The sequence below is a fragment of the Pseudomonas sp. URMO17WK12:I12 genome, from assembly GCF_000514395.1.
GTDB lineage: Bacteria > Pseudomonadota > Gammaproteobacteria > Pseudomonadales > Pseudomonadaceae > Aquipseudomonas > Aquipseudomonas mucoides.
The window spans coordinates 25,227-38,313 of the sequence record NZ_AZVV01000016.1 but is presented as its reverse complement, the minus strand read 5'-3'; the positions used below and the strand labels follow the sequence as shown (position 1 = coordinate 38,313).

General features: G+C 61.2%; 13 protein-coding genes. 8 read left to right on the top strand and 5 right to left on the bottom strand.

Translation table 11 applies throughout. The features are described from left to right. Positions 1-35: 35 nt before the first annotated feature. From D882_RS0122060 to D882_RS0122050, 3 genes are read left to right on the top strand one after another with little or no spacing between them, the layout of a single operon-like run. Positions 36-668 carry a CDP-alcohol phosphatidyltransferase family protein gene (locus D882_RS0122060; protein ID WP_027925239.1) on the top strand — a complete coding sequence of 211 codons (633 nt, stop codon included), beginning with the start codon at positions 36-38 and terminating at the stop codon, positions 666-668. Then, positions 655-1,254 carry a 1-acyl-sn-glycerol-3-phosphate acyltransferase gene (locus D882_RS0122055; protein WP_027925238.1) on the top strand — a complete coding sequence of 200 codons (600 nt, stop codon included), beginning with the start codon at positions 655-657 and terminating at the stop codon, positions 1,252-1,254. Before D882_RS0122060 ends, D882_RS0122055 begins: the two co-directional genes overlap by 14 nt. Then, the gene (locus D882_RS0122050; RefSeq protein ID WP_027925237.1) at positions 1,251-2,195 is read left to right on the top strand and encodes a phosphatidate cytidylyltransferase; all 945 of its coding nucleotides are present in this window, start codon (positions 1,251-1,253) and stop codon (positions 2,193-2,195) included. The genes D882_RS0122055 and D882_RS0122050 overlap by 4 nt, the downstream gene beginning before the upstream one ends. A gap of 42 nt (positions 2,196-2,237) precedes the next feature. Here D882_RS0122050 and D882_RS0122045 read toward each other — a convergent pair whose 3' ends face one another. From D882_RS0122045 to D882_RS0122035, 3 genes are all read right to left on the bottom strand, one after another. Further along, positions 2,238-2,993, bottom strand: a complete 756-nt coding sequence (locus tag D882_RS0122045; protein ID WP_027925236.1) for a DUF2063 domain-containing protein — start codon at positions 2,991-2,993, stop codon at positions 2,238-2,240. Then, the gene (locus D882_RS0122040; protein WP_027925235.1) at positions 2,986-3,825 is read right to left on the bottom strand and encodes a DUF692 domain-containing protein; all 840 of its coding nucleotides are present in this window, start codon (positions 3,823-3,825) and stop codon (positions 2,986-2,988) included. Before D882_RS0122040 ends, D882_RS0122045 begins: the two co-directional genes overlap by 8 nt. Positions 3,826-3,969: 144 nt before the next feature. Then, on the bottom strand, positions 3,970-5,292 hold the full coding sequence (locus D882_RS0122035; RefSeq protein WP_027925234.1) for an acetamidase/formamidase family protein: 1,323 nt from the start codon (positions 5,290-5,292) through the stop codon (positions 3,970-3,972). A gap of 368 nt (positions 5,293-5,660) precedes the next feature. Here D882_RS0122035 and D882_RS0122030 point away from each other — a divergent pair, with 368 nt between their 5' ends. Both D882_RS0122030 and D882_RS0122025 read left to right on the top strand, forming a co-directional pair. Further along, complete coding sequence (locus D882_RS0122030) at positions 5,661-6,707, top strand: class I SAM-dependent methyltransferase (RefSeq protein ID WP_027925233.1); 1,047 nt, start codon at positions 5,661-5,663, stop codon at positions 6,705-6,707. 88 nt (positions 6,708-6,795) lie between these two features. Continuing rightward, on the top strand, positions 6,796-7,635 hold the full coding sequence (locus D882_RS0122025; protein ID WP_027925232.1) for an NAD-dependent protein deacetylase: 840 nt from the start codon (positions 6,796-6,798) through the stop codon (positions 7,633-7,635). 129 nt (positions 7,636-7,764) lie between these two features. Here D882_RS0122025 and D882_RS0122020 read toward each other — a convergent pair whose 3' ends face one another. Continuing rightward, entirely contained in the window at positions 7,765-8,664 is a 900-nt protein-coding gene (locus D882_RS0122020) for a LysR family transcriptional regulator (RefSeq protein ID WP_027925231.1), read from the bottom strand. A gap of 174 nt (positions 8,665-8,838) precedes the next feature. On the opposite strand from D882_RS0122020, the gene D882_RS0122015 reads away from it, so the two are divergent. The 3 genes from D882_RS0122015 to D882_RS0122005 are packed head-to-tail and all read left to right on the top strand — an operon-like array spanning position 8,839 to position 11,432. Beyond that, positions 8,839-9,537 carry a CoA transferase subunit A gene (locus tag D882_RS0122015; protein ID WP_027925230.1) on the top strand — a complete coding sequence of 233 codons (699 nt, stop codon included), beginning with the start codon at positions 8,839-8,841 and terminating at the stop codon, positions 9,535-9,537. A gap of 36 nt (positions 9,538-9,573) precedes the next feature. Beyond that, positions 9,574-10,239 (top strand): CoA transferase subunit B, encoded by a 666-nt coding sequence (locus D882_RS0122010; RefSeq protein WP_027925229.1) that lies wholly within the window; start codon positions 9,574-9,576, stop codon positions 10,237-10,239. An 11-nt stretch (positions 10,240-10,250) separates the two neighbouring features. Next, entirely contained in the window at positions 10,251-11,432 is a 1,182-nt protein-coding gene (locus tag D882_RS0122005) for an acetyl-CoA C-acetyltransferase (protein ID WP_027925228.1), read from the top strand. A gap of 258 nt (positions 11,433-11,690) precedes the next feature. On the opposite strand, the gene D882_RS0122000 is transcribed toward D882_RS0122005, so the two are convergent. Further along, positions 11,691-13,010, bottom strand: a complete 1,320-nt coding sequence (locus tag D882_RS0122000; protein WP_027925227.1) for an Nramp family divalent metal transporter — start codon at positions 13,008-13,010, stop codon at positions 11,691-11,693. Positions 13,011-13,087 lie beyond the last annotated feature (77 nt).

Sequence of the window (13,087 nt, the reverse complement as noted above, 5' to 3'; positions counted from 1 at the left end):
CTGCGGCGCATCATCATGAATAGGGATATCGGTAAATGGATGACAACAGAAGGCCCATCAAGACACGTTCGGCGGGCTGGGCAAAACGCATCACCGACCGGTTGGTGAAACGCGACATTTCCCCCAATCAGATCTCCGTCGCCAGCATTGCTTTTGCGCTCGCCGGGGCAGCGGCTCTGAATATCGATAACGGCCTCATCGGCTCGATCCTCTGCGCCATCGGCATTCAGTTGCGCCTGCTGTGCAACCTGTTCGACGGCATGGTGGCCATCGAGGGCGGCAAGAAGTCCGACATCGGAAGCCTCTACAACGAATTCCCCGACCGCATTGCCGACAGCCTGCTGATCATCGGGCTCGGCTATGCCATCGGGCACGGCGACCTCGGATGGTTTGCCGCATTGGCCGCGGCGCTCACGGCGTATGTTCGCGTGTTTGGCGGTTCGCTGGGCCTCAAGCAGACCTTCATCGGCCCCATGGCCAAGCAGCATCGAATGGCCGTGATGACTGCCGGGCTGCTGCTGAATGCGTTCGAAGCCACGATGTATGGCACGCACTACGCACTGTTGATCACGCTGGTGATCATCGCCGCCGGATCCGCCGCGACCTGTGTCACGCGAACCCTGGCCATCTCGCGTCAGCTCAAGGGGAATCTCCATGTGGATCAGTAATGCGCTGATTTCAGTGCTGCGTTTCCTGATCGGTGTCACCGCCCGCTGGGAAAGCCCGCCGGACCTGACCCGCCAGCGCATCTATTTTGCCAATCACACCAGCCACATGGACACGCTGGCCATTATCGCCGCCCTGCCCCCCGAAGCCCGGGTCAATGTGAAACCGGTAGCCGCCGCCGACTACTGGGGCAAAAACCGCTTTCTGCGCTACATCTCGCAGAAAGGCCTGAATGCCGTGCTGATCGACCGCAACCCGACACCGGGGACCAATGTACTGGAGCCGATTTTCGATGTGGTGCGCGCCGGCCATTCGATCATCATCTTTCCGGAAGGCACGCGCTCCAGCCAGGCCTTGCCCGGGGAATTCAAATCCGGTCTGTACCGATTGGCCGAGGCGTTCCCGGAAGTTGATCTGGTGCCCATCTACCTGGAAAACCTGCACCGCTCCATGCCCAAGGGCAAACACGTGCCGCTGCCGATCATCTGCACTATCCGCATCGGCGACCCGATGCCACGGTTCGTCGATGAGGAAAAGCAGGTGTTTCTGCAACGGGCGCGTGACGCCATCGTGAGGTTGTCGGCATGACGCTCGAACAAAAGTTTCTGTGGTTCTTTGGCGCCATCGCCTGCCTGCTGGCGGTGGCTTCGATTATTGGTCGCGTGCTGGCTAAACGGGCGAAAACCGAGGGCTCGATCTCGACCATCGAAAACCTCAATCAGCGCGTGAATGCCTGGTGGGGGATGGTGATCATCTTCTTCGTCTCCTACCTGCTGGGCGGGAATGCGACGGTCATTCTATTCGGCTTCATTTCGCTGTTCGCCCTCAGGGAATTCATCACCCTGACGCCCACCCGCCCCGGCGACCATAACGCGCTGTTCTCGGCGTTTTTCATCCTGATCCCGCTGCAATACGTGCTGATCGGCACGCACTGGTATTCGCTGTTCACCCTGTTGATTCCGGTGTACGCCTTCCTGCTGCTGCCGGCGATTGCGGTGCTGAGCCAGGACACCGACAGCTTTCTGGAGCGCGCGGCCAAGATTCAATGGGGGGTGATGATTTGCATCTACTGCATCAGCCACGCCCCGGCCCTGTTGCTGCTGGACCTGCAAGGGTTCACCGGGCAGAACGCGTTGTTGCTCTTCTATCTGGTCTTTGTCGTTCAGTTGAGTGACGTGTTGCAGTACGTGTTCGGCAAGCTCTTTGGCAAACACAAAGTCGCGCCGTTGGTGAGCCCGTCGAAAACCGTTGAAGGTTTGGTGGGTGGCGGCTTGTCGGCCACGCTGATCGGCGGGTGCATGTTCTGGATGACGCCGTTCAATTTCTGGCAGTCGTTGCTGATGTCGCTGGTGATTGTGGTGATGGGGTTTCTCGGTGGGCTGGTCATGTCAGCGATCAAACGCAGCCTGAGCGCCAAGGATTGGGGAACCATGATCAAAGGACATGGCGGCATGCTCGACCGGATGGATTCAATCTGCTTCGCGGCACCGATCTTCTTTCACCTGACGCGGTACTTTTTCTCCGTGTAAGCCGCACCGCCAATGATCGTTCCCACGCTCCGCGGGGAACGATCATGCCACCCCCAAAACTCCTTCTCCGTGCATCTGGCGCAACAACGCCGCGCCACTTTCCATGAATTCCGCCGACCCGCGCGCACCCGCCTCGACCGCCAGCTCTTCCAGCTGCGCCTGTCCATTCAGGTCGGGAAACGCCTCGATCCGCTGCAACAGCCGCCACGCCAACGGGCTCAGTTCGGAAAACTTCACACTCCAGTCTTTCGCCCGGCGCACCAGTAACAACGTCGGCTGAGCAGGTGCTGCCTGGGGTTGAAAATCCGGTCCGACCCACTGCACCGGCCAGCCATACGCCAGCGGCCATGCCAGTGGCGAAACCTGCAACGGCCGCTGCAGGATCAACGCCGCATCGCTCGGCGCCAACGGCTCGGCATCGGATTGTTGCAACGCCATCTCGACCCATTCGTAATGCGCCAGTTCCACCATGAACGGCGGCCACGTGCCCTCGCTCAGCGCCTGCGGATCAGCCGCGAGAAAGCCGATAAATTCCTGGGCGATCTCGCCGAATTTCGGCGTCTGTGCACGGTGGTCCCGCAGGAAAATCCGCACCAGCGTGCGCCACTGCTCATCACCGATTATCTTGATCAGCACCGGGAACGTGCCGCTGAGCAACGTCGACAGGTTGGCGAAAATCAAGTCGCGATATACCTGCGCCCGCGCGGCATTCATTTCGCCGGGCGGCGCGCAGTGCTCGGGATCGCGCAGGTAGAGGCCCAGGGTGGTTTGCTGTTCCAACAGGCTGGGCTTATCCACGGTTCACCCCCTCGGTTTGCAAGCGGCGAATGGTCTGCAATTCGGCCACCAGTTCAGAAAACGCCGGGAAGTTGAAATCCCGCTCCAGCAGCGTCGGTTGCGCGCCGAACCGGGCATACGCTTGCGCCAGCAACGACCAGACCACCGATTTCACCGAGGCACCGTGGGTGTCGATTTTCAAGGTGTCGGATTCGTCGAAATGCCCGGCCACGTGCATGCCCACCACCCGGCCTGAATCGACATTAGCCAAAAAGGTCAGCGGATCGAAACCGTGGTTGATCGAATTGACATACACGTTGTTGACGTCGAGCAGCAGGTCGCAATCGGCCTCGCGCAACACCGCGTTGGTGAAGGTCACCTCATCCATGTCCTGCTGCGGCGCGGCGTAATAGGAAACGTTTTCCACCGCCAGGCGTCGGCCGAGAATGTCCTGGGCCTGACGGATGCGCGCCGCCACGTGGTGCACCGCTTCTTCGGTAAAGGGCAGCGGCAGCAGGTCGTAGAGATGGCCGTCATCGCTGCAATAGCTCAAATGCTCGCTGTATAGCGGCACCTGGTGCTGGTCGAGGAACACCCGGACTTCCTGCAAAAAACCGACATCCAGCGGCGCCGGCCCGCCGAGGGACAACGACAAACCATGACAGGACAAAGGGAATCGTTCGGCCAGGGTGCGCAGTGCATGGCCATGGGCACCGCCGATGCCGATCCAGTTTTCCGGGGCGACTTCCAGAAAGTCGAAATCACCGGTACGGGCGGCCAGAAGGTCTTTCAATAAACCGCGACGCAGGCCGAGCCCGACGCTGGCCTGGGTGGGTGTGGAAGAGGTCTGCATGGTGTGGATCTCAATGATTGCCATAACGGAATCACAGTTAATCGAAGCGCTGTATCGGGGCTGTGTTCGGTTGCGGCAGAAAATCTGGGTGGATGTATCAGCAGCGGGTCTGTACACACTTTGGTACAGACCCGTGAGTGGGCGTTATGCCAGGTCGTATTTCTCGCGCACCAGGTGACCGATGCCGATCCGGTCCAGCACGGTCATCGGGCACAGGAAGGTCACGCGGACGGTGCCGGGCAAGCGGCTGATGTCAATGGAGCCGGTAATGGTCGCGCGGTTAAGCACTTCGTCATACGCAAGGCCGGTGACCGACGCCGCGCGTTTCAGGCCGTTTTCCACGGCGACGTTGAGGTTTTCACCGCTGCCGATAAAGGTGATTGGGCCGCTCTGTTCGATCTCGTGCTGACCCCAGCGCTCGCCCAGTTCGCGGACTTTCTGCCGTTGTCCGGCCGTCATCGGCCGAGCCATGGGCGGCAGGTCATCCAGGTTTTGCAGGAGGATCGGGCCTTCCAGCGTCAGGTGCTTGATCACTTCCACCTGCACTTCGGTTTCCCCGGAGCAATCGGTGGCGTGCCCGGCGATTTCGCCGTTGCCCTGCTGGGCATGCATGTCGCCCATGTACACCCCGGCGCCGGGTACTTTCACCGGACAGATCAGCACACAGCCTTCGCGAATCGAGTTGGTGTCCATGTGGCCGTCGGTTTTCGCCGCGTGCAGTTCTTCGCGGGTCATGCCGAAACGGTGCGGCGCGTTGATCAGGTACTGGCCGAAATCGGCGCAGTTGTGCGAGTCGGGCAAGTCACGGGACGGCGTAGTGCCAATGTTGCCGAGAAACGGACGCATGTGCGCGGCGACGCCAGGAATGTCAGCGCGGGCCAGCGACAGGATCGAATGCTGGGCGGCGAACTCCGGCAGGGCCGACATCTGCGAGGCATTGCCGGCCAGTCGGTTGGCGACGTCCTGATTGACGGTGAGGCTGACCTGGTTTTGCCCATCGAACACGATCACGTAACCATGGCTGAAACGAAACGCGCTGACTTCAGCGCCGCAGTTGTTGCAACGAATCGAGTCTTCGCCGATGCCTTCAACGTGGCTGGCCGGGTGGTCGGTGCCGCACTTGGAGCAGAATTTGGAGACGAACGGGTCGCCGTTGTAGCGCCCCTCGACAAAACTCATGACCCCGGACGACGTCGCCAGCGAGGTCACGCGTATGCTTTTGATCTTGATCGCCACCGCATCGCCGACTTCGGCGCCGGCGATGGCCACCGGTTGCGTGACTTCGTGGCCGCCTTCGAACGCCGGCGTGATCATCGGCCCCCAGCAGCCCGGCGGCGTGCCGGTGATCAGCGTGCCACCGTCGGCCAGCGGCCCGAGCATGGGCTGGCTCGGGCCGATGATGCCTTGGGTGTAATGGTCGACGCGCAGGCGATTGACGGGGTTGGTTTCAGACACAAGCTTAGTCATCAGGGGGATCCCTTCACGGAGTGAGAATGCCTCGGCAGAACCGGAGTTCGGGCGCTGGATGGCTTGTACAGTTCATCGCAGGTTTGTATCCGGGCTGTGTTCGGCAATGGCCGGCAGTCGCAGAAACTGTATCGGGTGCGGGTTTAGATACAGTGCGATACACACCGCCATTCCCCTGTGGGAACACAAATCCCCTTGTGGGAGCGGGGCTTTCGTCGCTCCTGGTCGCAGCGCGCGGGCCACGAACTAAACTTAATGCACCCAGGACGTGCATGGGCGTCCTGTTCATTCCCACGACCACCGCCCAGAGACGAATGCCTCGATAAATACGGCCTCTGGACCGTGATCCTGCCAAAGGAGCACACGTGATGGACGAGGCCAGACTCAACGATTTCATGGGCAAACTGGTAAATGACATGGGCGGCGCGGCGATGCTTGCCAATGTCATCCTCGGCGAAGAACTCGGCCTGTACCGGGCCATGGCCGACAGTCAGCCGATCAGCCCCGAAACACTCGCCGAGAAAACCGGCTGCAACTCCCGCCTGGTGCGCGAATGGCTCAGCGCCCACGCCGCCTCCGGCTACATGGAGCACCGTGAAGGCCAGTTCCGCCTGCCCGAAGAACAAGCCCTGGCCCTGGCCATCGAAGACTCACCGGTTTACATAGCCGGTGGTATCGGCGTGGTGGCGTCGTTTTTCCACGACAAGGACAAACTGGTCAAAGCCATGCGCGGCGACGGTGCCCTGCCTTGGGGCGATCACCATCCGTGCATGTTCAGCGGCACTGAGCGGTTTTTCCGGCCTGGTTACAAAGCGCACCTGATCACCGAGTGGTTGCCGGCCCTTGAGGGCGTGGTGGCCAAGCTTGAGGCTGGCGCGAAAGTCGCGGACATCGGCTGCGGGCATGGCGCCTCAACGGTGATCATGGCCCAGGCGTTCCCGGACTCGCGGTTCGTCGGTTTCGACTACCACGCCCCTTCCGTCACCGTCGCCACCCAACGTGCCGAAGAAGGCGGCGTGGCCGGGCGGGCCCGGTTCTTTCAGGGCACCGCCAAGAGTTATCCTGGCGGTGACTATGACCTGATTTGCTACTTCGACTGCCTGCACGACATGGGCGACCCGGTGGGCGCGGCCAAACATGCCTATGAGTCGCTGAAACCGGACGGCACAGTGCTGCTGGTTGAGCCGTTCGCCAATGATTCGCTCGACGACAACATTAACCCGGTGGGCCGGCTGTTCTATGCCGCCTCGACATTCATTTGCACGCCGAACTCGCTGTCCCAGGAAGTCGGTCTCGGGCTCGGCGCCCAGGCTGGCGAAGCGCGGTTACGCAAGGTGTTCACCGAGGCGGGATTCAAGTCGTTCCGGCGCGCCACCGAAACACCGTTCAACCTGATTCTGGAAGCGCGTAAATAAACCTCAATCTTCACCCGGACAGCCGCGCTGTCCGGGTGATCGGTCTGCTACGCTGCACACTCTCAAGGCCCTCTGCGGAGTGTTGAACATGCTCGACAGCCTCCTGCGCGAACAACTCGAGCGGCTTCGGCAACTCATGGCTGAACAGCCGTTCGTGGTGCTGACCGGTGCCGGCATCAGTACCCCGTCAGGCATTCCGGACTACCGCGATCACCAGGGCGTGCGTCGCGGCCGGCAACCGATGATGTATCAGGAATTTCTCTCCGCCCCGCAATCGCGTCGACGTTATTGGGCACGGGCCATGCTCGGCTGGCCGCGTGTGCGTCTGGCGCAGCCGAATGTCGCGCACGAGGCGTTGGCCAATTTGCAAAGCAAGCAACAGATCAGCGGCCTGATCACCCAGAACGTCGACACCCTGCACGATCAGGCCGGCAGTCACGATGTGATCGAACTGCACGGCAGCCTGCACCGGGTGCTGTGCCTGGATTGCGGACTACACAGCGAGCGGGACGTCATTCAGCGATTGATGGAAGCGCACAATCCTTATCTGGCCGGGGTCGATGCGGTACAGGCGCCGGATGGCGACACCTTGCTGGATGCGGCATTCGAAGCGCGGTTTCAAGTGCCACAGTGCCCGCATTGCAAAGGCGAGCGGATGAAACCGGACGTGGTGTTTTTTGGCGAAAACGTCGCGCAGGCAACGGCGGCCAAGGCGATGGCCGCGGTGGAAAAGGCGGCGGGGTTGCTGGTGGTCGGGTCTTCGTTGATGGCGTACTCCGCGTTTCGGCTGTGCCGGGCGGTGGCGGATCAAGGGAAGCCGTTGATTGCCATGAATCTGGGGAAGACACGGGCGGATGACCTGCTGGATATGAAGATTGAAGGCTCGTGTGAACAGCTTTTACCCCTGCTGGCCCAAAAACTGACGTAACACTGACCCTGTAGGAATGAGCCTGCTCGCGATGAAGCCAGTACCTTCACCATTGATGTCGACTGATCCACCGCCATCGCGAGCAGGCTCACTCCTACATTAGATTTGTGCTGGCTATCAAGCCGATGATCAGTGCGTGGAGATGGGTTGGCCGAGTTCTTCCTTGAGGATATCGAACAGCGCCTGCGCCGCCGCCGACAGTTCACCGCCAGGCTGGGTCAAGACGCCGATGGCCCGCTCCACCACCGGATCGCGCAGGGGGATGCACCGCGCACCGAGCTCTTGCATCTGCCCCGCGCACAGCGCCGGCACCGCGCTCACCCCCAACCCGCTGGCCACCATTCTGCCGACCGTCGCCAACTGATGACTTTCAAATTCCACCGGCAACTTCATTCCCCGCGCCTGTAGGTGTTCCTCCAGCATCACCCGCACCGTCGACGGTCGCTGCAAGGTGATGAACGGCTCCTTGAGCAGCATCTGCCAATCGATATCATCATGCTCGGTCAGCGGCGAATCCTTCGGCACGATGGCCACAAAGCGGTCCATGTACAGCGGCATGAACGCCAATGACGAACTTTGCGTCGGCTCAAACGCCACGCCCAGCTCAACCTGGCGGTCGCGGACCATTTCCAGCACCTGCTCGTTGATCACGTCATTCACCGTGACGTTGACCTTGGGGTAACGCGCACGGAAGGTCTTGAGGATCGGCGGCAGCAGGTTGCCGGCAAACGACGGCATCGCGGCCAGGGTCACGCGGCCGCGCTGGAGGGTAAAGCGCTGGCGCAGTTCGTCCTCGGCATTGTCCCAATCGGCGATCAACCGGCGAGCCAGTGGCACCAGCGATTCACCCTCGGCGGTCAGCGCCACGTTGCGTGTGTTGCGGGTGAACAAGCGCCCACCCAGGCCCTCCTCCAGCGCCTTGATCGTCAGGCTCAATGCCGATTGCGACAGATGGAGGCGTTCGCAGGCCACGGCAAAACTCAGGCTCTGGGCCACCGCCAGGAAGGCGCGGATCTGCTTGACTGTCATGGTCGCTTCGCTCCAGCGGTAAGTTATAAGCTTCAAGCGGCAAGATTGAAGCGCCGATTGGTGAGTTTTATCTATCAATCCACCTTAAAAATCAACTTAACAAATGAATACAACAGCGAGACACTCCCCTTCATTCGGCTAGCCAGCCGCCCACAAAGAATAAAAGAGGTGCATATGGCAGGTTTCGACAAGCGCGTGAGTTCCTACGAGGAAGCTCTGGCAGGTCTGGAAGACGGCATGACCGTGATCGCCGGCGGCTTCGGCCTGTGCGGGATCCCGGAAAACCTGATCAACGAGATCAAACGCAAAGGCACCCGCGACCTCACCGTGGTGTCCAACAATTGCGGCGTCGACGGTTTCGGCCTCGGTGTGCTGCTGACCGACCGCCAGATCAGCAAAGTGGTGGCCTCCTACGTCGGCGAAAACAAGCTGTTCGAAGAGCAACTGCTCAAGGGTGAAATCGAAGTCGTCCTGACCCCCCAAGGCACCCTCGCTGAAAAAATGCGCGCAGGCGGCGCCGGCATCCCGGCGTTCTTCACCGCCACTGGCGTTGGCACCCCGGTTGCCGACGGCAAGGAAGTCCGCGAATTCCATGGCCGCAAGTACCTGATGGAAGAGTCCATCACCGGTGACTTCGCCATCGTCAAAGGCTGGAAAGCCGACCATTTCGGTAACGTGATCTACCGTCACACCGCCCAGAACTTCAACCCGCTGGCCGCCACCGCCGGCAAGATCACCGTGGTCGAAGTCGAAGAAATCGTCGAACCCGGCGAGCTGGACCCGGCGCAGATCCACACCCCTGGCATCTACGTCGACCGGATCATCTGCGGCACGTTCGAGAAGCGCATCGAACAGCGCACCATCCGTAAGTGATCCCCTGCCCCCGGACCGAATGAAGGAATAACAACAATGGCACTTTCCCGCGAACAAATGGCTCAACGCGTCGCCCGCGAAATGCAGGACGGCTTTTACGTCAACCTGGGTATCGGCATCCCGACCCTGGTCGCCAACTACATCCCTGAAGGCATGGAAGTCATGCTGCAGTCGGAAAACGGCCTGCTGGGCATGGGTCCTTTCCCTACTGAAGAAACCATTGATGCCGACATGATCAACGCCGGCAAACAAACCGTGACCGCACGTACCGGCGCGTCGATCTTTTCCTCGGCCGAGTCCTTCGCGATGATCCGCGGTGGTCATGTCGACCTGACCGTGCTGGGCGCCTTTGAAGTCGACGTGCAAGGCAACATCGCCTCATGGATGATTCCCGGCAAACTGGTCAAGGGCATGGGCGGCGCCATGGACCTGGTGGCTGGCGCAGACAACATCATCGTCATCATGACCCACGCGTCCAAGGACGGTGAATCCAAGCTGCTGGACCACTGCAGCCTGCCGCTGACCGGCGCCGGCTGCATCAAGCGCGTATTGACCGACCTGGCTTATCTGGAAATCGAAAACGGCGCGTTCATTCTCAAGGAACGTGCACCGGGCGTCAGCGTCGAGGAAATCGTCGCCAAAACCGCTGGTAAACTGATTGTTCCCGATCACGTTCCAGAAATGCAGTTCGCTGACCAGTGAGGAATTCCCCCATGCAAGACGTCGTCATTGTCGCCGCCACCCGCACTGCCATTGGCAGCTTCCAGGGCTCTCTGGCCGGCGTTTCCGCGGTTGATCTCGGCGCGGCGGTGATCCGTCAGCTGCTGGCGCAAACCGGCCTGAACCCGGCTGAAGTCGATGAAGTGATCATGGGTCAAGTCCTGACCGCCGGCGCCGGGCAGAACCCTGCGCGCCAGTCCGCGATCAAGGCCGGCCTGCCGTTCACCGTGCCGGCCATGACCCTGAATAAGGTCTGCGGTTCCGGCCTCAAAGCCTTGCACCTGGCCACCCAGGCGATTCGCTGCGGCGATGCCGACGTGATCATTGCCGGCGGCCAGGAAAACATGAGCCTGTCCAACTACGTGATGCCGGGTGCTCGCACCGGTCTGCGCATGGGTCATGCGCAAATCGTCGACACCATGATCAGCGACGGTCTGTGGGATGCGTTCAACGATTACCACATGGGTATCACCGCCGAGAACCTCGCCGAGAAATACAGCCTGACCCGCGAGCAACAGGACGCCTTCGCGGCTAGCTCCCAGCAAAAAGCCACGGCGGCCATCGAAGCCGGGCGTTTTGTCGATGAGATCACGCCAATCCTGATTCCTCAGCGCAAGGGCGATCCGCTGTCCTTCGCCACCGATGAACAACCGCGTGCCGGCACCACCGCTGAAGCGCTGGGCGAGCTGAAACCGGCGTTCAAAAAGGACGGCTCGGTGACGGCAGGCAACGCATCGTCGCTGAACGACGGCGCCGCTGCCGTGATCCTGATGAGCGCCGATAAAGCCAAGGCCCTCGGCCTGCCCGTGCTGGCGACAATCGCTGCTTACGCCAACGCCGGCGTAGACCCGGCGATCATGGGCATCGGCCCGGTGTCGGCCACCCGTCGTTGCCTGAGCAAGGCCGGTTGGTCCATCGATCAACTCGACCTGATCGAAGCCAACGAAGCGTTCGCTGCGCAATCGCTGGCGGTGGCCAAGGACCTGGAATGGGACTTGAACAAGGTCAACGTCAACGGCGGCGCCATCGCACTGGGCCACCCAATCGGCGCATCGGGCTGCCGCGTGCTGGTGACCTTGCTGCATGAAATGATCAAGCGCGACGCCAAGAAAGGCCTCGCCACCCTGTGCATCGGCGGTGGTCAGGGCGTGGCATTGGCGATCGAACGAGCGTAAAGCGTTCTTCAGACTGCGCGGGGACCCACGAAGATCCGCTGCAGCCTGGCAACACCCCCGGCGCGATTCACGTCGCGCCGGGTCCTTGCGCTATACCCGAATCCCTTGTAGCCGCTGGCGAAGCCTGCGGCTACAAGTTGTGTGAGCAGGCCGGGACCGCGTCATCATTCTTCGCGAGCAGGTCCGCTCCCACAGGGGGTTTGTGCTCACCGAAGATCTACTGTGGGAGCGAGCCGGCTCGCGATGAGGCCCGGACAGTCACCCCAGAAACTGCAAGATCAACCAGCTGTTCGCCCCACTGATCACCACAAACAACCCCCACGCCAAACCCCGAGTCGGCCAGCGATTGACGAACGCCCCCATCAACTGGCGATCGTTGGTCATGCGAATCAATGGGTACAACGCAAACGGCAACTGCAAACTCAATACCACCTGACTCAACACCAGCAACTTGCCAACCGCACTGTCGCCCATCAGCCACACCCCAATGAACGCCGGAATCAGCGCCAGCCCACGGGTGATCAAGCGCCGTTGCCAGCACGGAATCCGCAGGTTCAGGAAACCCTCCATGATCACCTGCCCGGCGATGGTCCCGGTAAAGGTCGAACTCTGCCCCGACGCCAGCAACGCTACGCCGAACAACACGCTGGCCAACGCCCCGCCCACCAGCGGATCCAGCAAGTGATAGGCGTCCTGGATGTCCACCACATCGGTATGCCCGGTCTTGTGGAACGCGGCCGCCGCGAGAATCAGGATCGCTGCATTGACCAGCAGTGCCAACGCCAGCGAACCGATGGTGTCGATGCGCGCCAGGTTCACCGCGTCCTGCTTGCTGGCCAGGTCCTTGCCGATCAGTCGGGTCTGCACGATCGAGGTGTGCAGGTACAGGTTATGCGGCATCACCGTGGCCCCGAGAATGCCGATGGCCAGGTACAGCGGCGCGGCATCGCCAATCGCCGAGAGTGACGGCGTGAAGCCGCGCGCCACGTCTGGCCAGTAAGGTTTGATCAGCAGCAATTCGACGAAGAAACACGCGCCGATGGTGCTCACCAGCACCAGCATGATTGCTTCCAGACGACGGAAACCGCGGTTTTGCAGGGCCAGCACCAGCAGCGTGTCGAACGCCGTCAGGGCGATGCCAAACGTCAGCGAGCACCCGAGTAATAGATGAAACGCCAACGCACAGCCAAGCACTTCGGCAAGGTCGGTGGCGATGATCGAGATTTCCGCCAGCACCCACTGCGTGCGTGCCGTGCGCGTGCTGTAGCGCTCGCGGGACAATTGCGCCAGATCGCGCCCGGTAGCGATGCCCAGGCGCGAACACAAACACTGCACCACCATCCCCGCCAGACTCGCCAGCAGCACCACAAACAACAGGCTGTAGCCAAAGCGCGAGCCGGCCTCGATGGCGGTCGCCCAATTACCCGGGTCCATGTAGCCGATGGACACCAGCAAACCCGGCCCGGCAAAGCTCAGCACCCGCTTGAAGAACGATGCGCGCGGATCAACGGGAACAGTGCCGGCCACTTCCGGCGGGCAGAACGGCGCGGTGGCGACTTTGGGTAGACTGAATTTCACACACACATCCAGAAACAGGTGAGAGGGTGCAGCTTAGACGCTTCGCCCGGCACACCCAAGGGCCCGCAGTTGATGAA

What these genes read in the sequence shown, in the direction of transcription:
- D882_RS0122060 (WP_027925239.1), top strand. Translation starts at nt 36, where the DNA reads ATGGATGACAACAGAAGGCCCATCAAGACACGTTCGGCGGGCTGGGCA.
- D882_RS0122055 (WP_027925238.1), top strand. Translation starts at nt 655, where the DNA reads ATGTGGATCAGTAATGCGCTGATTTCAGTGCTGCGTTTCCTGATCGGT.
- D882_RS0122050 (WP_027925237.1), top strand. Translation starts at nt 1,251, where the DNA reads ATGACGCTCGAACAAAAGTTTCTGTGGTTCTTTGGCGCCATCGCCTGC.
- D882_RS0122040 (WP_027925235.1), bottom strand. Translation starts at nt 3,825, where the DNA reads ATGCAGACCTCTTCCACACCCACCCAGGCCAGCGTCGGGCTCGGCCTG.
- D882_RS0122035 (WP_027925234.1), bottom strand. Translation starts at nt 5,292, where the DNA reads ATGACTAAGCTTGTGTCTGAAACCAACCCCGTCAATCGCCTGCGCGTC.
- D882_RS0122030 (WP_027925233.1), top strand. Translation starts at nt 5,661, where the DNA reads ATGGACGAGGCCAGACTCAACGATTTCATGGGCAAACTGGTAAATGAC.
- D882_RS0122025 (WP_027925232.1), top strand. Translation starts at nt 6,796, where the DNA reads ATGCTCGACAGCCTCCTGCGCGAACAACTCGAGCGGCTTCGGCAACTC.
- D882_RS0122020 (WP_027925231.1), bottom strand. Translation starts at nt 8,664, where the DNA reads ATGACAGTCAAGCAGATCCGCGCCTTCCTGGCGGTGGCCCAGAGCCTG.
- D882_RS0122015 (WP_027925230.1), top strand. Translation starts at nt 8,839, where the DNA reads ATGGCAGGTTTCGACAAGCGCGTGAGTTCCTACGAGGAAGCTCTGGCA.
- D882_RS0122010 (WP_027925229.1), top strand. Translation starts at nt 9,574, where the DNA reads ATGGCACTTTCCCGCGAACAAATGGCTCAACGCGTCGCCCGCGAAATG.
- D882_RS0122005 (WP_027925228.1), top strand. Translation starts at nt 10,251, where the DNA reads ATGCAAGACGTCGTCATTGTCGCCGCCACCCGCACTGCCATTGGCAGC.